This is a genomic window from Nocardia sp. NBC_01329, from assembly GCF_035956715.1.
In the GTDB taxonomy this organism is placed as follows: domain Bacteria; phylum Actinomycetota; class Actinomycetes; order Mycobacteriales; family Mycobacteriaceae; genus Nocardia.
Genome location: NZ_CP108381.1, coordinates 5,000,900 through 5,020,236, shown reverse-complemented (window position 1 = coordinate 5,020,236; position 19,337 = coordinate 5,000,900). Strand labels below are relative to the sequence as shown.

19 protein-coding genes are annotated in these 19,337 nt (G+C 66.6%); 7 read left to right on the top strand and 12 right to left on the bottom strand.

Annotation, left to right across the window (positions count from 1 at the left end; translation table 11 throughout):
* Nucleotides 1-17 precede the first annotated feature (17 nt).
* Entirely contained in the window at nt 18-3,182 is a 3,165-nt protein-coding gene (locus tag OG405_RS22695; RefSeq protein ID WP_327148480.1) for a BTAD domain-containing putative transcriptional regulator, read from the top strand.
* Here the strand turns inward: OG405_RS22695 and OG405_RS22690 are convergent.
* Complete coding sequence (locus tag OG405_RS22690; RefSeq protein WP_327148479.1) at nt 3,166-3,927, bottom strand: ABC transporter permease; 762 nt, start codon at nt 3,925-3,927, stop codon at nt 3,166-3,168. The two genes, OG405_RS22695 and OG405_RS22690, sit on opposite strands and share 17 nt — an antisense overlap.
* On the bottom strand, nt 3,924-4,868 hold the full coding sequence (locus OG405_RS22685; protein WP_327148478.1) for an ATP-binding cassette domain-containing protein: 945 nt from the start codon (nt 4,866-4,868) through the stop codon (nt 3,924-3,926). The genes OG405_RS22690 and OG405_RS22685 overlap by 4 nt, the downstream gene beginning before the upstream one ends.
* Before the next feature lie 235 nt (nt 4,869-5,103).
* Between OG405_RS22685 and OG405_RS22680 the strand changes: the two genes are divergently transcribed.
* Entirely contained in the window at nt 5,104-5,679 is a 576-nt protein-coding gene (locus OG405_RS22680) for a dihydrofolate reductase family protein (protein ID WP_327148477.1), read from the top strand.
* Here OG405_RS22680 and OG405_RS22675 read toward each other — a convergent pair.
* Nucleotides 5,661-5,909, bottom strand: coding sequence for a hypothetical protein (locus OG405_RS22675; RefSeq protein ID WP_327148476.1), 249 nt, complete (start codon nt 5,907-5,909; stop codon nt 5,661-5,663). The genes OG405_RS22680 and OG405_RS22675 overlap by 19 nt on opposite strands.
* A 170-nt stretch (nt 5,910-6,079) precedes the next feature.
* Between OG405_RS22675 and OG405_RS22670 the strand changes: the two genes are divergently transcribed.
* Nucleotides 6,080-6,259 (top strand): hypothetical protein, encoded by a 180-nt coding sequence (locus OG405_RS22670; RefSeq protein WP_327148475.1) that lies wholly within the window; start codon nt 6,080-6,082, stop codon nt 6,257-6,259.
* A 62-nt stretch (nt 6,260-6,321) separates the two neighbouring features.
* On the opposite strand, the gene OG405_RS22665 is transcribed toward OG405_RS22670, so the two are convergent.
* Nucleotides 6,322-7,521, bottom strand: a complete 1,200-nt coding sequence (locus OG405_RS22665; protein ID WP_327148474.1) for a helix-turn-helix domain-containing protein — start codon at nt 7,519-7,521, stop codon at nt 6,322-6,324.
* A gap of 186 nt (nt 7,522-7,707) precedes the next feature.
* Here OG405_RS22665 and OG405_RS22660 point away from each other — a divergent pair, with 186 nt between their 5' ends.
* The 3 genes from OG405_RS22660 to OG405_RS22650 all read left to right on the top strand — a co-directional run bounded on the left by OG405_RS22660 (nt 7,708) and on the right by OG405_RS22650 (nt 9,733).
* Nucleotides 7,708-8,019, top strand: coding sequence for a hypothetical protein (locus OG405_RS22660; protein ID WP_327148472.1), 312 nt, complete (start codon nt 7,708-7,710; stop codon nt 8,017-8,019).
* Between the two features lie 497 nt (nt 8,020-8,516).
* The gene (locus OG405_RS22655; RefSeq protein WP_327148471.1) at nt 8,517-8,879 is read left to right on the top strand and encodes a hypothetical protein; all 363 of its coding nucleotides are present in this window, start codon (nt 8,517-8,519) and stop codon (nt 8,877-8,879) included.
* A 251-nt stretch (nt 8,880-9,130) separates the two neighbouring features.
* Entirely contained in the window at nt 9,131-9,733 is a 603-nt protein-coding gene (locus OG405_RS22650; protein ID WP_327148470.1) for a TetR/AcrR family transcriptional regulator, read from the top strand.
* Here the strand turns inward: OG405_RS22650 and OG405_RS22645 are convergent.
* The 3 genes from OG405_RS22645 to OG405_RS22635 are packed head-to-tail and all read right to left on the bottom strand — an operon-like array spanning nt 9,728 to nt 14,366.
* On the bottom strand, nt 9,728-11,428 hold the full coding sequence (locus tag OG405_RS22645) for an ABC transporter ATP-binding protein (protein WP_327148469.1): 1,701 nt from the start codon (nt 11,426-11,428) through the stop codon (nt 9,728-9,730). The genes OG405_RS22650 and OG405_RS22645 overlap by 6 nt on opposite strands.
* On the bottom strand, nt 11,425-13,221 hold the full coding sequence (locus tag OG405_RS22640) for an ABC transporter ATP-binding protein (RefSeq protein WP_327148468.1): 1,797 nt from the start codon (nt 13,219-13,221) through the stop codon (nt 11,425-11,427). Before OG405_RS22640 ends, OG405_RS22645 begins: the two co-directional genes overlap by 4 nt.
* A complete protein-coding gene (locus tag OG405_RS22635) occupies nt 13,218-14,366 on the bottom strand; it encodes a serine hydrolase domain-containing protein (RefSeq protein ID WP_327148467.1) in 1,149 nt (382 codons plus the stop codon). The genes OG405_RS22640 and OG405_RS22635 overlap by 4 nt, the downstream gene beginning before the upstream one ends.
* A 130-nt stretch (nt 14,367-14,496) precedes the next feature.
* Here OG405_RS22635 and OG405_RS22630 point away from each other — a divergent pair, with 130 nt between their 5' ends.
* Nucleotides 14,497-15,150, top strand: coding sequence for a TetR/AcrR family transcriptional regulator (locus OG405_RS22630; protein WP_327148466.1), 654 nt, complete (start codon nt 14,497-14,499; stop codon nt 15,148-15,150).
* Nucleotides 15,151-15,244: 94 nt separating this feature from the next.
* Here OG405_RS22630 and OG405_RS22625 read toward each other — a convergent pair whose 3' ends face one another.
* The 5 genes from OG405_RS22625 to OG405_RS22605 all read right to left on the bottom strand — a co-directional run bounded on the left by OG405_RS22625 (nt 15,245) and on the right by OG405_RS22605 (nt 18,979).
* Nucleotides 15,245-15,526: a type II toxin-antitoxin system RelE family toxin gene (locus OG405_RS22625; protein WP_327148465.1), complete on the bottom strand. Its 282-nt coding sequence runs from the start codon at nt 15,524-15,526 to the stop codon at nt 15,245-15,247.
* Nucleotides 15,523-15,807, bottom strand: coding sequence for a type II toxin-antitoxin system Phd/YefM family antitoxin (locus tag OG405_RS22620; protein WP_327148464.1), 285 nt, complete (start codon nt 15,805-15,807; stop codon nt 15,523-15,525). The genes OG405_RS22625 and OG405_RS22620 overlap by 4 nt, the downstream gene beginning before the upstream one ends.
* A gap of 112 nt (nt 15,808-15,919) precedes the next feature.
* Complete coding sequence (locus OG405_RS22615; protein ID WP_327148463.1) at nt 15,920-16,891, bottom strand: hypothetical protein; 972 nt, start codon at nt 16,889-16,891, stop codon at nt 15,920-15,922.
* A 26-nt stretch (nt 16,892-16,917) separates the two neighbouring features.
* On the bottom strand, nt 16,918-18,291 hold the full coding sequence (locus OG405_RS22610) for a serine hydrolase domain-containing protein (RefSeq protein WP_327148462.1): 1,374 nt from the start codon (nt 18,289-18,291) through the stop codon (nt 16,918-16,920).
* A gap of 175 nt (nt 18,292-18,466) precedes the next feature.
* Nucleotides 18,467-18,979, bottom strand: a complete 513-nt coding sequence (locus OG405_RS22605; RefSeq protein WP_327148461.1) for a GbsR/MarR family transcriptional regulator — start codon at nt 18,977-18,979, stop codon at nt 18,467-18,469.
* Nucleotides 18,980-19,337: the final 358 nt, after the last annotated feature.

The following is a 19,337-nucleotide window of genomic DNA, read 5'->3' as shown; positions in this document are numbered from 1 at the left end:
TGCGGCAGAATGGTCCGGTGCAGATCGCGTTGCTTGGACCGCTCGATATCCGAGCAGACGACGGGGGCCCCATCGAGGTACCGGGTGTCCGGTTGCGGGCGTTGTTGATCGCGTTGGCTCTCGAACCCGGTCGTGCCGTCGCGAAGTCGACACTGGTCGACTGGATCTGGGGTGAGCAGCCGCCCGCCGACGCGGTGAACGCCTTACAAGCGCTGGTCTCGCGGCTGCGCCGGCTGTTGCCGGACGGATCGCTCGAGGGGCAGGCGGGCGGATACCGGCTCACGGTCGAACCCCGCGCGGTCGACGCGGCGCGGTTCGAACTGCTCCTCGACCGAGCCCGCGGCGGTGACGACACGGAACGGGCCCGGCTGCTACGCGAAGCTCTCGATCTGTGGCGCGGTGCGCCGATGCAGGACCTGGATATGCGCGACAGCGAAGCCGTCGATGCGCTGATCACCCGATTCGAGGGGCTGCGCTTGGCCGCGGCCGAGGACCTCTACGAGTCGGAGCTCCGGCTGGGCCGGGGCGCGCAGCAGGTGAGCGAGCTGACCGATCTGGTGGCCCGCCACCCGGTGCGGGAACGGCTGGTCGTGGCGCTGATGCGGGCGCTCGCTGCCGCGGGCCGTGGGTCGGAGGCTCTGACCTTGTACCAGGACACGCGGGAGGCGCTCGCCGACACGCTCGGGGTGGATCCCTCACCGGAACTGTCCGCGTTGCATATCGCGCTGTTGCGCGGTGAAGTGGGCGCGCAGAACCACGAACGCAGGACGAACCTGCGCGCCGAGCTGACCGGATATGTGGGCAAATTCGCCGATATCGCCGCCGTGCGCGATCTGATCGCGAAACATCGGCTCACCACCCTGACCGGGCCGGGCGGTTCGGGGAAGACCAGGCTGGCGCTGGAGACCGCGCAGACCCTGCTCGACGACCTGCCGGACGGGGCCTGGCTTGTCGAACTGGCGTCGTTCGGGGCGAACGGTGATGTGGCGCAATCGGTGATCGCCGCCCTCGGTCTGCGGGACGCGCTGCTCGGCGGCACCCCGGACGCGGAACCGGTGGACCGGCTCGTCGCGGCGATTCGCGACCGCGAGACGCTGTTGATCCTGGACAACTGCGAGCATGTGATCGAAGCGGTGGCTACCTTCGCCCACCGGGTGCTCGGGGAGTGCCGGCGGTTGCGGATCCTGGCCACGAGCCGGGAACCGCTCGGCATCACCGGTGAGGCCTTGTGGCAGGTCGAACCGCTGGCGTTACCCGCCGAGAATGCCGATCTCGCCGAGATCGAGGCTTCGCCGGCCGTCCAACTGTTGCGGGACCGTGCGGGCGCGGTGCGTAAAGATCTCACCGGTGACGCCCGCGCGCTCGCGACCATGGCACGCGTCTGCCGGGCGCTCGACGGGATCCCGCTGGCGATCGAATTGGCCGCGGCCCGGTTGCGGACCATGTCCCTCGAACAGCTCGCCGACCGTCTCGACGACCGGTTCCGGCTGCTGACCGGCGGCAGCCGCACCGCGATTCCGCAGCACCGGACATTGCGCGCGGTCGTCGACTGGAGTTGGGAGTTGCTCAGCGACGCCGAACGGACGGTGCTGCGCAGGCTCGCCGTGTTCTCCGACGGCGCGAGTCTGGCCGCGGCCGAACAGGTCTGCGCGGACCCGGAAGGGCAAGGGGGCGCGGGTAACCCGCTGGTCGAGCAGTGGGAGGTGCTCGAGTTGTTGACCGCGCTGACCGAGAAATCGTTGCTGCGCACGACGGGCGAGACCGAGCCGCGATATCGGATGCTCGACACGATCCGGCAGTACGCCCGGGGCCGGCTCGACGAGGCCGGGGAGTCGGAATCGGCGCGCCGAGCACATATCGCGTATTTCACCGGCCTCGCCGAGACCGCGGAACCGCACTTGCGCCGCGCCGAACAGCTGGAGTGGCTCGCTGTCCTGGGGGCCGAGCATCACAATCTCGCTGTCGCGATGCGCGGCGCGTTGGCGGCCGGCGACGCCGCCGCGGCGGTGCGGCTGGCCGCGGCCGCCGGCTGGTACTGGTGGCTGGCCGGGTACAAGGCCGAGGGGCTGGAGTTCGTGACGGCGGTCGCCGATCTGCCCGCCGAGGTGGACGACGCGACCCGGGCCATGGTGTACGCGCTGGTCGTGCATTTCCTGAGCTCCGGGCGCAACGACGCGAACCAGGTGGGGGAGTGGATTCGCAAGGCCTACGAAGCCGGTCGGGGTGTGGATGCCGGGCATCCGGCCCTGGCGTTCATCTCCGCCCTGGAGAGCATGTTGCACGGACCGGAGGCCTTGCCGACGGCGTTCGAACCGCTGCTCACCGACGCCGACCCCTGGGTGCGTGCCCTGGCCCGGCTACAGATGGGCAAGATGCGGATCGTGCTCGGCCAGGACGGACCGGTCGCGGGCAGCTATCTGGACGGCGCGCTGTCCGAGTTCCGGGCACTCGGCGAGCGGTGGGGGATGTCGTTCGCGCTGACCGAGGCGGCGAACCGGCACGCCACCCACGGCGAATTCGCCGCTGCCTGTGAACTTTTCGAACAGGCCCTCGCGGTGGTCACCGAGATCGGCGCGACCGAGGATATCGTCGGGCTGCTGTCACGGCAGGCCCAGTTGTACTGGCTGGCCGGTGATATCGAGGCGAGCGCGGCCGCCGTGGCCGAAGCGCAGCGGTGCGCGGGTCGGGTCGCCTGGCCGGTCGCGCTGGCCGAGTTGGCTCTGGCGAAAGCGGAGTTGGCCCGGTGGAGCGGCGAGACCGCGCAGGCATACGAGCAGATCGGGATCGCGACAACCGTATTGGGCAGCGAAGCCGAGACGCCGCAACTCGCAGCGGCGATCCATACCGTGCTCGGTTATCTCGCGACCGATCTCGGGGAGGCACGGGAGCACCATGCCGCGGCCTTCCGGGCGGCGACCGAGGCAGGGCATGCGATTCTGGTCGCGCAGGTGATCGTCGGGATCGCGGATCTGGCGCTTCGTTCGGACCGCGACGTAGAGGCCGCGCGGCTGCTCGCGGTGAGTGTCGCGGTCCACGGGGGTCGCGATCTTTCGCAGCCGGACGCGGCCCGGGTCGAACGGACAGCACGAGATCGCCTCGGTGAAGCGGACTTCACCGAGGCGACGCGGGAGGGTGCGTCGGCGGACTGGCAGGAACTGGCGGCCGTCACGCTCGCTTGTTGAATGTGGTCCGGGACCACAGGTAACCGACGACCGCGAACCCGGCGCACCAGGCCAGCGCCGCTGCTGTGTGTCCACCGGACGGGGTGCCGGCCAGGAAGCCGCGCAACGATTCGATGATCGGCGTGAACGGCTGATACTGGGCGAACTGCCGGACGCCCTGCCCCATCTTCTCGGCCGGCACGATCGCGGTGCTCACGAACGGCAGCATGATCAGCGGTACCACTCCCATACCCGCGGACTCTGGTGTTTTCGCCGCCATACCCAGTGCCACCGTGAGCCAGGAGGCCGCGAACGAGGTGGCCGCCAGGACGCCGAGCGCGCCGAGCCAGTCGATTCCCGTCGCCGGTGGCCGGAACCCCAGCGCGAACGCGACCGCGAGGATCGCGACAACAGCTACCGCGTTGGTCAGGATGGTCGCGACGACGTGGCCGGTCAGTACCGCGCTGCGGGAGACGTCCATGACCTTGAACCGGTTGATGATGCCCTTCGACATATCCGAGCTCACCGCCACGGCGGTGCCCGAGAGTCCGTAACTGACGGCCAGCAGCAGCATTCCGGGGGTCGCGTAGTCGATGTAATCGCCGCCGACGTCGAAGGCGCTGCCGAATACGTAGACGAAGATCAACATCATCACGACCGGCATGAAGGCCGCGTTGAAGATCGTGACCGGATTCCGGGCGATGTGCTTGAAGTTGCGGCGCAGCATGATCGACGAATCGGCCAGCGGTGCGGTGATCGTGCTCATTTCGTGTTTACCTCCGTGGTCGCGTGGCCGGTCAAGGAAAGGAAGACATCATCGAGATCGGGAGTGTGAACGGAGACCTCGGTGGCCTCGAGTGACGCCTCGTCGAGCCGATCCAGCACATGGCGTAGTGATGTGGAACCGCCGTCGCCCGGAACCCGCAGGGACAGCGCCTCGTCGTCCCGAGTGGAATCGGGCATCACCCGTGCCGCCGCATCCAGTTCCGCGACCTGGGTGAACCGCAGCCGTATACAGCTGCCGGGCACGCGGCGCTTCAACTCGTCGGCAGTCCCCTCGGCGACGATGCGCCCCCGGTCGAGCACTGCGATCCGGTCGGCCAGCTGGTCGGCTTCCTCGAGGTACTGGGTGGTGAGGAATATGGTCACCCCCTGGCCGGTCAGATCCCGCACGATCTCCCACATGGTGCGCCGGCTCCGCGGATCCAGCCCGGTGGTCGGCTCGTCCAGGAAAACGACCTCCGGCCGGGTCACCAGTGTCATCGCCAGATCCAGCTTCCGCCGCATACCGCCGGAATAGGTGGCGGCCCGCTTCCGCGCCGATTCCGTCAGATCGAACCGATCCAGTAGTTCGGTGACCACCTGCTTGCGCTCGGCACCTTTCAACCGGTGGATATCGGCCATCAACTCCAGGTTCTCTTCGCCGGTCAGCAGATCGTCCACCGCCGCGAACTGCCCGGTGACCCCGATGGATGCCCGCACCGCCTCGGTCTCGGTGGCGATGTCGTGTCCGGCGACCCGCGCTGTTCCGCCGTCGGCGGTCAACAGGGTGGTCAGCACGTTCACCGTGGTCGTCTTACCCGCGCCGTTGGGGCCGAGCAGGGAGAAAATCGTGCCGGCACCGATATTCAGATCGATACCGTCGAGGACGGTTCTGTCCCCGTATGCCTTCCGCAGCCCCGAGGCCGCGATCGCTGTATTGCTCATGGAAAGTACTGTCGGCGGCCCGGCTGATACGGCCCTGACGCCGACCTGACATGACTGCTGACACGATGGGTCTCTGGGATACCGGTCACCGGCGGAATCGGCCGGCTCGGGCGCGTGCTCACGCCGTCCCGCGCCGCAACGGGTGCCGGATGTCGGTTTCGTCCAAGACACCGGTGGCCGCTGTTCCTAGGCTGACCACCGGCACGATCCGATGCCCGATACTCAGGAGGAACACATGGCACGCGAACTCGTCTACACCGGCTTCATGTCGCTGGACGGCGTTGTGGATTCCCCGGGCGGCAAGGCCGAGGGGCACCGCAGCGGTGGCTGGGTGATGGACACCGAGTTCGTGCCCGAGGCGTACTCGCTCAAGGGGGAGGAGCTCGCCGATACGTCCGCGCTGATGTTCGGTCGCCGCAGTTACGAGGCGTTCGCCCCGACCTGGCGCGATTCCGAGGACCATGCCGCCTACAAGGACCTGCCCAAGTACGTCGTCTCCGCGAGTCTGACCGACGACGCGCTGATCGACGGGTGGGGTCCGATCACGATCCTGCGGTCGGCAGACGACGTCGCAGAACTGAAGCAAGCCGACGGCGGCGCCATCTACATCCACGGCAGTGCCGAACTGGCCCGGAGCCTGTCCGACGCCGACCTGATCGACCGATACAACCTGCTGGTGTTCCCGGTGCTGCTGGGAGCGGGCAAGAGCCTGTTCAGCCGCACGGATCGCGAGGCACAGGAGCTACGGGTCCGGGATTCGGCGACCTACTCCAACGGCGTGACCAAACTCGTCTACGACGTGGTGCGCTGACCGGGATCGAGCGCGATCACACCGCCGGTCCCGGCCCGCAGCTGCTGGGCGGTCCGCCCGACATACCGGCGCAGCGCGCGGGCGAGATGCGGCTCGTCGTAATACCCGAGCTTGTCGACGACATCGCCCGGCGCCTCACCCGAGGTCAGCAGCAGCGCGGCGGTCCGGGCGCGTCCGAGGTCATTTCCGAGACATGCCCGCTGCGGCAGGTCCACACCGATTCGACCCACGGCGAATCCGACGCCCGCGTCCCGAACAGCAGTCCCACCCTCGGAATCCTAGGCCGAACTGCGCCTACAGGAGGCGCGGAACTCCCGTTCCGGTAGGGCGGTGTCCCGGAAACCGGCCGCGGCGCGACTCGGCATTGCCACCCGACGCGGGGCCGGAGGACACTGGAGGCATGGTTGACAGGGAGCAACGGACACCCTTCTACGGGGTGGTGCTGATTCTCGCTGCGCTCGGTGCGTCGCTGGCGGTCAGCTATTACGGGCCGATGTGGTTGCGGGTCACTGTCTATATCCTCACGGTGCTGGCAATCCTGGTCGGCGGTGTGATGACATTCCGGGATTACACGTACTGACGTTGCGGGTGCGGAGGTACGCCCCGCTCAACAGGGACAAAGGCCCCGGTGTGCAGGTGCGGCTACCGGGGTGGAAAGACCGGCGGCGACTCGTTTGTGGTTCCGTACGGCGCTGATCCGATAGTCGCTCGATCGAGGATTCCGGTAAGGATCTTCTCGACCTCGTGAACCCGGTATTCGAGCCGCGCCGACCCCAGGTCGGCAGCGTCTACGCGCACCCTCTCCAAGGTTTCCCGGGCGGCGATCTGCTGCCCACCGCGCGCGTACGCTTCGGCCAGCCAGGATCGGTACAGTGCCGCCTCTCGTTTCCGTTCAGCTGGAAACCGCGCCAGGACCGGCGACAACAGCGCCTCGGCGGTGGCAGCGTCCCCCAGCTCCACCGCGCTACGGGCGCGCATCACGTCGATCTCGTCGCGGTTGAGCCAGTACGTCCAGTCGGGTTCGTCGTCGCCCGGTCGGCGGCGGTCGTATTCGTCGTCCACCGCGTCGAGCGCCCGTCGCGCCGCCTCAACATCACCCGCCTTTGCCGCAGCCCACGCGACTCTCTCACCCAGCAGCGCGCACACCACAGGTGGCGCATCGGCTGAGGCGCCCCGCAGTGCAGTCCGCGCCAGCAGCGCGGCGTTCCGTGGGTCTGCGATATTGGCGGTCTGGTAGCTCAGAGTTGACAGCAGTTGGCCGGCGAGCGGCCGGTCTCCGGCCTCGGTCGCGGCTGCCATACCGTCCAGGTAGATCCGCTGTGCCTGGTGGTAGCGCCCAGCGTCGGCGTAGACCCATCCACCGAGCTGTGCGAGTTCGCCGACAACCCGAAGCAGCCGCCGCCGCACCGGCGAAGAATGCGAGCCGTCGCGCACCACCGCGCGGGCGGCGTCCAGATCACACCTGACGACCGAATGCAGTGTGCTCCCTCCCACTGCGTCGTCCAGACGACGTAGCTCCACCACCCGCCGTTCCATCTCAGCAGCCAAGCTCGACCCGACCCGCCGTCCCGCCGCCATGTGTTCGTGCGGGGGCGGATCGGACAACAGCCACTCGTGTGCGATGCGAAGCGGATCGCCGGGCGGCGGCATCAGCACGTCGGGGTCGGTGCCCAGTGCGTCCGCGTACGCCTGCCGGATCTCATTGCCGACAGGTCGCTGGCCGCGCTCGACCTGCGAAAGATAAGCCGCGCTCCAATGGGTTTGCCGAGCGAACTCACGCAGCCCGAACCCTGCCGCCTCGCGCGCAGCGCGCAGGGCCGATCCTGTGGTCTGCTCCGACAAGACGGCACCCCTTCCACGTCGACGATCAAGCACTGCAAACAGTGTCTGCCACCTGCAAACACCGTAAGCGTTCCGACGCCGAAACCATCCGCATAGCGTCTTTTTTTGGGCTCACCGCCGGGTAGATCTCCGACACCCGCGGGCGGGTGCATTCCAGGTCGGAATACAACAGCAGGGGGACCAACGATGCTCGAACACAGCCGGCCGGTCGCGTTCGGATGGGTCGACGACGACGTGAGCTCTGCCCCCGGATGGGACCGGGCGCGGGTATCGAGGTTCGCGCGGCGCCTCGGCTACCGGGTCATGTGGCCCGATGAGCGTTCGGTGCTGTCGGTCGCCGAACAGACTCGCAACGCCGGGGCCGAGGTGGTGGTCCTTCCTTCTCCGGAGCACCTCGGCCCGGTGGAGTTGAACAGGGTCATGGATGTTGCCGATGTGGAGACGCTGTCGCCTCGGTTGTCCTTCGCCCGATGGTCGACCCCAGGAACCGAGCGATGATCACGCTCGGATGGGTGGCCGTGATAGGTCTGCCGGTAGCCGTGCTGATCTGGGCACTGTGCTGGCCGGGTGATCAAGGCTGAGCCGAGGAATTCTGTGTAGTGACTGCGCTGCCTTTACTCGGCCGTGTGCTGCCGCCCGTCCCTTCATCGTGACTTGTACCGAAAACTCGATTCATCCGGAAAGGGCATTCTGCAAAGATCTGGTTCGCGAGAGCGGCGCCGTTCTTCCGTCGACGGTCGCCCGAAATCTGTTCTACGCACATTGCACTTTTCGATCATTTGGGCCGAGACCGTGAGAAGGCCGATCAGTCCGCCAGGGCTTCCTGCTGGTGGTGGCATATCGCGGCGACCATCGCACGTACGCTTCGGGCGATCCGTATTTACGGCTCGAACCATTTCCGGCCTGCCGAACGCCGTCGGCACCCTGCGTAACATCGAGCGGCTCTGATACGAAGATCAGATGGCGCCGCAATCAACAAACATCGAGGGAGTTCCATGAAGAAGACGCTTGTAGCCACCGCACGAATCGCAGCCGCCGCTCTTTCGGGTGTGGCCGCCGTAGTGGTCGTCGGTTCGGGCGCCGCCCAAGCGGCGCCACAGGATTGCGCCGTCCAACGTGACCTGTTGGGTGCGTCGGCCACGTGCGCACCGGACGGGGGAAGCAACTACGTCCTGCATGTCGACTGTTTCGGCCTCTACGCGAGCGGGCCGTTCCCGCTGTACGGTGTCGGTTCCTATTCTGTTCTCAGCTACCCCTTCACTCCGGAAGGCCAGCGCATCACCGCAGGCTGCACGGGAATGGGTCCCGGTGTCGTCGCCGTGCCCACCAACGCCTACGTCGAGATCTATCGCGGCTGAGCGGCTCACCGATCACCGAGAGACCAGTTCGGAACCATGATCGAACTGGTCTCTCGTGCTGTGACCACACCCGGCCGTCGTCGCCCTGGCCTCGTGGTCGAGAAGTCAGGGACTTCGACCGATTCCTGGTCTTCGGTGCGGACGGGGTCGTCTACGAAGCTCCCGAGCCCGTATGGGACGAGAAACGCGTCACGCGCAACCGCTCATGATTCGCTCTTCGCTATGTATCACGTGTGTGATTCAATTTGTGAATGCCGGCTCGGATCGATGCGGAAAAGCGACGCCGGGACGTCGTGGAGGCGGCGTTCCGTCTCGTGGTGTCCGAAGGTCTCACCGGTCTCTCATTGCGTAAGGTCGCCGCGGAATCGGGGTTGAACATCGGCTCCGTGCGCCACTACTTCGATGATCACCGCGACCTCCTCGTCGCGGCAGTGACGGAAGTCGGTGACCGCATGGGGGACAGGCTGACCCGCCATTCGACCGGAACTCTGCGCGGGCTCACCGGTACACCGGCCGTCGATGCCCTACAGGCTCTGGTCGAGGAATTGCTTCCGATCGATGACGAGCGCCGTGCCGAATCGATTGTGCTGCTGGAGTTCATCGTTGCCGCACGAGTGAATCCGATCTTCCGGCCCGCGACCGAACAGATGGCTGTCGATCTGCACGACGTGATCACCGACGCGCTTCGTGTTCTCGAGGTACCGGAGCCCGGTGAGCAGGCTCGACGACTGACCGCCATCATCGGTGGCTTGACCATCGATATGGTCACCCCGCACGGCTCGATCAGCGTCGAGAGCCTCCGAAAGACACTGCGGGCACATTTGTTTTCGATATTGCCGCCGGCACGGTCATGAGGAGATGTGCCAGTATTCGGCGTATCGGCCGGCGCGGCGCAGTAGTTGCGCGTGGCTGCCCGCCTCCACGATTCTGCCGCCTGCGTCCAGGAATACGATGCGATCGGCGCGTTGGACGGTCTGTAGCCGATGCGCCACCGTCACCACGGTCCGGCCCGTCGTCAAACGTTCGAGGCCGGTCTGCACCGCTTCCTCGTTGATCGGGTCCAGGGCGGAGGTCACCTCGTCGAGTAGCACGATGGGCGCGTCCTTCAGCAGAGCCCGCGCGATCGAGACCCGTTGGCGTTCACCGCCCGACAGCAGAGCACCGCCCTCACCGACGTCGGTTGCCCAGCCGGCGGGCAACCGGTCGATCACCTCGTCCAACCGTGCCGTGGCGGCGGCGGCCCGCACCTCGGCGTCGGAGGCGGCGGGGCGGCCGAGTCGGACGTTCTCCTCGATCGTGGCGTCGAAGAGGTAGACGTCCTGGAAGACGATGGCGATCTGCGCCATCAGGACCTCGGAACCGATCGCGCGCACGTCTACACCGCCCACGCGCACCGTGCCCGCGTCGACGTCGTGGAAACGTGCCAGCAGTTGCAGCATGGTGCTCTTGCCCGCGCCGGACGGCCCGACCACCGCGAGGGTCTGTCCTTCCGGTACGAACAGCGATACTTCGTCCAGCACCGTTCGGTCACCGTGGCGGAAAGTGACGGATTCGAAGGCGAGGTCGTGTCGTGTCGGCTCGATCGGTTCCGGCGGTTCGGACAGTGTGTCGGTCTGCAACAGCGCGTCCAGCCTGGTGAGCTCGGAACGGGCGCCGCGCAGTGGGCCACCGAGTTCGGTCAACGACAGCAGCGGATCGGCACATCGGGCGGCCAGCACGAGAACCGTCAGCAGCTCCACCGTGCCGATGTCACCGCCGAGCGCGAGGTGGGTCCCCAACACCATTATCAGCGCGAATGCCGTCTGCACAGCGAACGCCGAACCGACGGTGCCGGGCACCACCGAGGCGACGGTACGGCGAGTGGCCTGCCGGACTCCCACCAGTGCGTCATCGAGCAACCCGAAGCGTTCAGTGCTCCGGCCGCCGGCGCGAAGAACCGGTTGGGCCTGGAGGTACTCGATGACGCGGTCCGTCGCCTGCTGGTCGCGTGCGGTGCGCTCGGCGTCGGTGGCACCGAGCGCGCGCGTTGTCCAGACCTGGATCGCCACGATCACCGGGACGGCGGCCAGCGCGGCGAGCCCGAGTTGCCAGTTGACCGCCAGCATCACCACGATGATCGTCAGCGGAGTGACGCAGGCAGCGATGAACGGTGCCAGCAGGTGCGCGATCACCCCCATCACCTGCAGGACACCGTTGCCGGCCAGCACGGATATTTCGCCGACGCGGCTCTTGTCGTACCAGCCGATGGGCAGCCTGGCCAGATGATCGCCGAGTCGGTGGAACAGGCCGTGCAGCAGGGTGGTTCCAGCACGGAAGCCCGAGAGATCGCTGAGGTAGCGCAGCACGGCGTAGCCGGTGATCGCAGCCCCGAAGGTGAGGAGCCGAGGCCACACATCGTCGGGCGTGGGCCCGAACAGTGCGCCCAGCACGGGTATCAGCAGTCCATAGGACAGGCCCTCGGCGATCGCGGTGATCGTCAACAGCATCACGGTGCGGCGCACCGGCGCGGCGTACTGCCGTCCCAGCACACGCAGCAATATCGGAATCATCGGGGGACCGCCGATCGGTGAGAGTTCCAGAAGGAGGCGAATTTTCCGGCTCGAGCCAGCAGTTCGGCCGGGGCGCCGTGCTCGACGATGGATCCGTTTTCCAGCATGACTATCGTGTCGGCGTCGGCGATCGTCTCGAGGCGGTGGGCGATGACCAGGATCGTCCGATCGCCCGGCAACGTTGTCAGAGCCCGGCGTATCGCCTGCTCGGTCCGGGGGTCCGCGTACGCGGTCGCTTCGTCCAGTACCAGCACCGGGGTGTCGGCGAGCAGTGCGCGGGCGATCGAGATCCGTTGTGCCTCACCACCGGAGAACCGGAAATCCTGGCCGATCACGGTGTCGTAGCCACGTGGAAGCTCCATGATCCGGTCATGGATATCGGCCAGTTCGGCGGCGCGAATCACATCGTCGAGCTCGGCATGCGGGACGGCGAGCGCGATGTTGTCGGCGACGGAGGCGCGCAGCAGTCGCACGTCCTGGAAGACGAAGGAGACCATTCGATACAACGTGCGGCTGTCGAGTTCGCGGAGATCGACACCGCCGAGCAGGACCGAACCGTGAGTCGGGTCGAAGAATCTGGGTAGCAGCTGGACCAGCGTCGACTTGCCGCTTCCCGACGGTCCGACGATCGCGGTGAGCGTGCCGGGCTCGAGGTCGAGGTCGATCCCACGCAGAACCTCTCGAGCGCCGTCGTAGGAGAATCCGACTGCACGGAACTCCACCCGACGGCCGTGCGGTGCGATCGGACGGACAGGTTCGGGAAGGGGCGGTACCGCGAGCACGTCCTCGATTCGCCCGAACGCGCGGCGGGCTGCCTGGACGTCATCGAAGCGGTGGCCGAGAAGTGCCGATACCGGAGCGGTCGAGCTCAATCCGAGCAGTAGGAAGGGCAGCAGGTCGGCCGCGACCATCCCACCGGTGGTGATCAGCGCCGCACCGCCGGTCAGTACGACCAACAGCACGAAAGGAGGGGCGAGCGCGAGTTGCATCCCGGCGCCGATCATCGACATACCACGTACGAATCGGTCGAAGACGCCGACGAAATCGTCGGTTGCGGCGATGAACTTGCGGTGGGCGCGCCCGGCAGCGCCGAATGCCTTGACCACCGCGATGCCCTGGACGAATTCGACGACCGAACTGGCGATCCGCCCCATCGCCGCATCGAGCTCCTTCTCCGTGCGCAGCCGCTGCGGAGTCATCATCAACGGGATCAGCCCCACCGCCAGCAACAACGGGATCAGCGTAATCAGTGTCAGGCGCCAATCGACGCTGAACAGATAGGTCAGCGACACCAGCGGCACGACGAAAGCCGAGATCAGTTCGCCGGGGGAGTGAGCGATGAACGGATGCACGGCGCTGACGTCATCGCCGACCACCCTGGCCAGTTCACCGCTTCGGCGGCTGGAGAACCAGCCGATCGGCACCCGCCCGAGCCGTGCGGCCAGTTGGCGGCGCAACATCAGCTGCACGTCGGTGTCGAGGAAATGGCCGACCGCGGACGACGCGGCAGTGAACACCAGCCGGACGAACATGCCGGTCGCTCCCGCGAGCACGACGAACCACACATAATCGTGATCGATGGGTCCGGGCGACAGCAGCACCCGGCCCAGCTCGACGACCGCGAGCATCGGTGCCAAACCCGCGACAGCGCCGATGACCTGCAGGGCGGCAACGGCAACGAAACCTCCGATATACGGGCGCAGGAGCCGTCCCGTACTCACCTGTCGGTCTGCCACCTCATCGTGGCGGGCCGACGGCGTCGACCGATCCTCTGCCACAGCGGGCGCGTTCATTGCTTTCCCGGCGAGGTGTCTGTGGCGGTGCCGCCCATGGCTGTCTCGTGCAACGCCGACAGTGCGGCGTCGATGGGATGCGGCTGCGGTGCGCCGGTGTCGTCGAGCCTGTTCCACCGTTGCAAATTCACCGCGACGGACAGCTGTCGTTCGCCGTCCTCGCGGATCATGGCGATCGCGCCGGCGCCCCAGGTCGAGCCGTCATGGCCCCAGAAGACGCCGCGGCCGGGTGCATCCCACCGATGCAGGCCGAGGCCGTACTGGACGATCTTTCCCTCGAAGGAGATCACCGGGACGGTGCGTTGCATCTGCGCCAGCGACGACGGCTCGATGATGTCGCCGGCGAGCAGCATCCTGAAGAAGCGGTTGAGATCGGCGACGGTCGAGATCAGCGATGCGGACGGCCTGGTCCACGACATATCGAAGACGCTGTAGTCACGTGGTGGGTCGACCTTGCCGAACCAGGCCTCGTACATCTGTGAATGCGGTCCGTCGATATGCGTTCCGGTCGGAAGTTCCGTGTCGCGGAGCCCGGCGCGCTCGATCACGTCGGTGGTGATGTACTTCTCCGCCGCGATCCCGGTGACCTCGGTCAGGAGTTCGCCCAGGAGCAGGTAGTTCGTGTTGGAATACACCCCGGGTGTCCCGCCCGGTGTGCCGACGGCGGGTGCGGTGACTCCCAGCTCGATCAGGTCGGTGGGGTCGAAACGCCGCAGCCGGTTGTCGTCCAGGCTTTCGGGGCCCGTGTCGGCCAACGCGGGGAACGCCCGCAACGAGTCGTAGGCGTGAAAGAGGTATTCGGCGAGGCCGCTGGTGTGGTTGAGCAGCATCCGGACCGTGATCGCCGCGCCGCGTTCCCCGGGGACCAGATGCGGTAAGTAGTGACCGATCGGTGTGTCCAGCTCGATCCGGCCGTTCTCGACCTGCCGCAGTACGGCCGCGGCGGTGAACGTTTTGGTGATGCTGCCGACCCGGTGTCGCATATCAGGCGTGACGGGTCGGCCGGTGGCGAGGTCGGCGACCCCGGCGGCGCCGCGCCAGAGTCGGTCGCCGTCACGCACCTCGGCGAACACGCCCGGCATACCCGCACGGTGGAGTTCTTCGAGCGCGGCGGTCAGGTCCGCGGAACCCAGTGAATTCGTCATTGTTCGTGTCCTTTTCGATCGATGGGCGGCGGAGCGGTCGCCGGTAGCAATGACTTTGTCCCCATTATGCACGCGGTGCGTGCAACATCAAGTGCATGCGTTAGACTGGGCTCCGGACGAGAGGAGCGCAATGGCAGGCCGAAGGCGTTGGTCGACCGAGGAAATCCTGGACACGGCGACGGAACTGCTGCGCACGAGCGACGCCGAATCGTTCAGCGTGCGCAAACTCGCCGCAGCGCTCGGGACCGATTCCTCCAGCCTCTACCGGCACTTCCGCAACAAGACCGAACTGCTGCGCGCGGTCGCCGACCGGATCTTGCTGGCCGCCATGGACGGCTACCGCCCCGAGGGCGACTGGAAACAACGCATCACCGCCACGGCCCTGCGCCTGCGAGAAGCCTTCGGGCAGCATCCCCAGCTCGCGGCGATCTGGGGGCGCTACGCGTCAGGCGGATCCGGTTCCCGGCTGGTCATGGAAGAAATACTGCAGGCCCTGCGAGACTCCGGCCTCCCCGACCAGGAGATCCCGACGCGCTACCACCGGCTCGCGATCCTCGTCGCCGCGTTGATCGCCTCCGAGGCCGGGGTCAGCGCTCTCACCCCCGACGAGTACGACCAGGGTATGGAGCTGTTCCGCGTCGCGGTACTGGGCGCCGACCCCGAACGCTTCCCTGCCCTGGCCCACTTCGCGCGCGACGTCCGCCCCCTCGGCGCAGAACGTCGCATCGCTTTCGAAGAGATCCTCGCCGCCCAACTCGCCCACATCGAGGCCGGAATTCCCTGACCGCGGGAAATGGATCTGGACGACGCGCAACAGCGCAGCGCCACCACATTATTTACAACGTGGTGGCGCTGTTCACGCATGGACGAAGGGCGGCCTACGAGCGGTAGGCGTCGCGCCTGTGCCGAACCGAGTGGATTTCGACCGCGTGCTTGTCCTCGTTGATGCGGTAGACGATTCGATAGGTGCCACGTCTAGCTGAATAGAATCCATCGAAAGGCTCATCCAGGGGCTTGCCTACTCGGTGCGGATTGGTGGAGATCGGCCCGGTAATAGTCTCCATGGCGGCAAACGCGACATCAGCGGGCAGGTTCTCGTAAATGTTGCGGCGAGCCTGGGCGGATATGATCACGGAGTAGGGCTCGGGTGCTGTGGTCACGCGGCACCGCGACGGCGCTTTTCCAGCTCAGCGCGGACCTCATCGACATCGAAGGTGTCGCCGGAGGCGAAGTCTTCGATGGACTGGCGGAGGTCGGCCATGGTGTCGCTGTCGCTCAGGATCTCCAGTGTCTCCTGCATCGACTCGTACTCGGCGACGGAAATCAGCATCACGTCGGCACGGCCGTTGCGAGTGATGGTGAAATGATCGTGCTCGCGCGCCACTCGGTCGGCGAGCTCGGCAATGCGCGCCTTGGCCTCGGTAATGGGGATGATCTCCATGTGGACATGATATCGGTCGGTCATAATTGCGACCAGTACTCTGACCTATTGGGTGGCAAGGGTGACCTGTCGATCGCCGGGCGCGAGTCGCGCGCCGCCGAATGGGCGTCCGTTATTCGGTCGCGCCGGGCGAGGCGGGTCGTCGCTCGGCGGCGATGATCGAGCTCGCGATCGCGGCTGTCGTCGCCAGTGCCAGCCCAGCGAAGAGGACGAGGGTCGGCCTGTCGGGGTGGATCAGGGACTGACCGCGACGGGCTTGCCAGGCCACCCCCGCCAGCAGCCCGATGTAGCCGAGCGCGACGATCCCGATCAGGTGTGCGCGCACTCTCTCGTCGCGCAACCATGGGTAACGAGTCGCGAGTACGACCAGCAGGGCAGCGGTCAGCAACATTATGTGAATGCCGTGCATGCCGATGAAATGTGGCACTCGCATATCGCCGCCGGTGGTACTCCAGTTGGTTATAGGCATGCCGGCGCCGTCAGGATCTCCGATGCCGTGCGCGCCGAACAATGTCACCGTCGCACCGTCGGCGTCGGCGACTGTCCGTTCGCGAGCATTGACGCCGACGCCCAACCAGAGCGGCACGGTCGTGCCGATTGTGGACAGGACGATTCCCGCGCGCATCGCCCTGGACAATGCTTGATCGCAGGTGCGTTGAATGAGCACCACAACCGCGATGGCCAGGTTGGAGAAGAAGATTGCCGGTACACCGTTCTGGAATATCGCAACAAGCACCCGATTCACGGGATCCGCGTCACCGACATTGAAATGACTGAACGAGCCACGCGCCGCGATGATGGTGATGAGTCCGACCTCGATCACCGCGAACACCGCGAACACGACGCCCATCCACCAGCCCACGCGTCTTCCCCTATCCAGCTTCGCGAGCAGCCATGCCAGGGTGGCAGCGTAGATGCCGAATGCGAAGCTGAATTTGAGTGGCTTCAGCCATATCGACTCGCCGAGCAATTCGCGGTCGTCCACCAGCAGGCCGAGACCGGATACGAGCACGAGCCCGGCCAGCACGGCCGAACTGACCATCAATGGGCGATGCCATTTACGCCGGATTTCGAGGAGGGTCATGGAATTCCCTTATGGCCCGGCCGGAGTCAGGCCGTCTTGGGGGTGGCACGCATGCTGACGTACACACATGGGGAACCGTCGGTCATGGTGGAGAAGACCACGGGGGTGTAGTCCTCGCCGCCGAGACCGAACTCGGCGGCGAACACCGTGTCCGACACCGGCACCATGTCGGCCTCCAGCGGCGGCGACAGGTGGGCCATGCTGCCGGTGAACTCGTATCGAATGTGCGCGCGGCCGTGGCCGCTTGGGGTGATGGTGGTGCGAACGCCCTCGCGCTCGTATTCGCCCAGCAACGGTGCGAGGTCGACCACGGGCGGGGTCGCCGGCGCGGCGAACAGCGGCGGCATCTGCGCCCCGGTCAGTTCTGCCAGCAGTTCCCGGAAGAGGGTGTCATAGAGGCGGACGAAGCCACCTCCATTGGTGAGCAGGGCTATGGCCACACCGGCGTGCGGGATGACGCGCAGGTAGCTGTGCTGTGTGACGGCACTGCCGTCGTGACCGAAACCGAAGACCCCGTTCCAATTGTGCAGCGTCCAACCCGAACCCCAGGCGTCGGCGGAGACAGTCCACTTGTCCGGGGTCTCGACCTCATGGTGTTGCATGACGGCGACTGCGTCCGCGGACAAGATGCGGGTGCCATCGGGGGCGAGTCCGCCGTCGAGGTGCATCTCGGCGAATCGGGCGACGTCCCCGGCGGAGACGATGACCCGCGCGGCCGGCGACGTCGAGCGCGGCATCATGTCCCATACCGGTGCCGGTTCGGGATCTCGGCCCGGTTCCCCCATATGACCCATGGCCACCCGGAAGCGCAGCGCCTCCTCCGGCAGTGTCATCGAATGCTCCAGGCCCAGCGGGGTGAACAGCATGTCCTTCAACGCCTGATCCCAGGTCTTGCCGGTCAGCACCTCGATGACGCGGCCGAGCACGACGTATCCGAGGCTGCCGTAGGAGAATGCCCGGCCCGGAGGCAGATCCAGCGGGACCTCCCGTGCGGCCTGCACATACTCGGCGATGCAGTCATCGCCGCGCCCGCTGTCGTACATGAAGTCGTTGGTGACGCCGCCGGTGTGCGAGAGCAACTGCCTGATGGTTATGGCCTTGGTGGCTGCCGGGTCCGGAGTGGCGAACTCCGGCAGTACGTCCACCACCGCGGCGTCGAGGTCCAGGTGGCCGGCGTCGACCAGCTGCATGATCAGCGTCGCGGTATAGGGCTTTGCCAGCGATCCGGCCAGGAACACCGAGTCGGTCGTGACCTCGACACCGGTGCCGCGATGCAGCACTCCGCTGGCCAGTTCGTGGATGATGCCACCTTCCAGCACGGCCAGTGATGCGCCGGGTACATGGTGCGCGGCGCGGAGCTCGTCGAGACGGGTCTGCCATCGGGCGATATCGAAACTCATCAGGTGGATCCTTTTCGTGAGGTGTCTGCCGGTCCGCGGCGGTCGCGAGCCCGGGTCAGGGCAGCAGGAATCGCGGGCCCGCGGCACGAGCCCGTTGGTGAGATGTTCAGGTGGTTTGCCTGCTGCTCGCGCCGCCGGTCGCCGAAGGGACCGTCAACCGGCTCACAGGGAGGTGCTAGGCGTGAGTTGCTGTCTCGGCGCCGGGCAGGTCGCGCGTAGCGCGAAGCTCGTTACGGCGCGCGGCCCATTCGGCGGCGATCGCAGGCATCCGCTCGGTGAGGAAATCGGCGAATGCGGCCGCCTCCAGCAGGCGGGATCGCCGGGTATCCGGCGCACCATCCAGGAGATCGAGGCCCCGCTGGGCCAAGCTCGCGAGCGACCGATGGCCCTCGGTCTTGTCGAGTAGCCGCACCCAGATCGCGGAATCGAGTTCGACGCGGTCGCCTCTCTCCCCGGCGGCGCGGGAACGCTGGATCCACGACCACTCCTCGAGTTGGGTGACGGCGCCGGCTACCGCGCTGCGACTCACGTGCAACCCCTCGCTCATCTCCGCGATGGTCTGCTGCGCCGGATCGCAGATCAACAGCCACCCGACCACTCGCCCGGTCATCGGCGGCAGGCCGTTCTGGCGCGCGAAGTGCCGGCCCACTGCATCGGCGAAGCCGAGCTCAACTTCTTCTGACGACATACCTCGAAGCATACAAGATTACTTCCTGAGATGACAGGAATTTCTGTCATCTCAGGTCTGGCCGCCGCTTCCGACTCCGCGGATTCCGAGTCCGTCTGCGCGCGCAGCGCTGCAGCAGGCGGCGCTGATCGCCTGCAGTCCAGGGGAAAGGCCACCACCACAGATCCGGCGGCGGAGCTGGGCATCTGTGCGGACGGAGTTCCGGGGCGTGCATTGGGCTGTAGGACGCCGGGATTCGTGTCGCGCCGGAGCGATGAGCGAACACACCGAAGAACAGCCGACGGCGTCACCTGGGGAATTCGAACTTCGGCCGGAAAGGAATTCCGGCCGTGGGCGCGTCGGTAACCGCCCTCGCGGG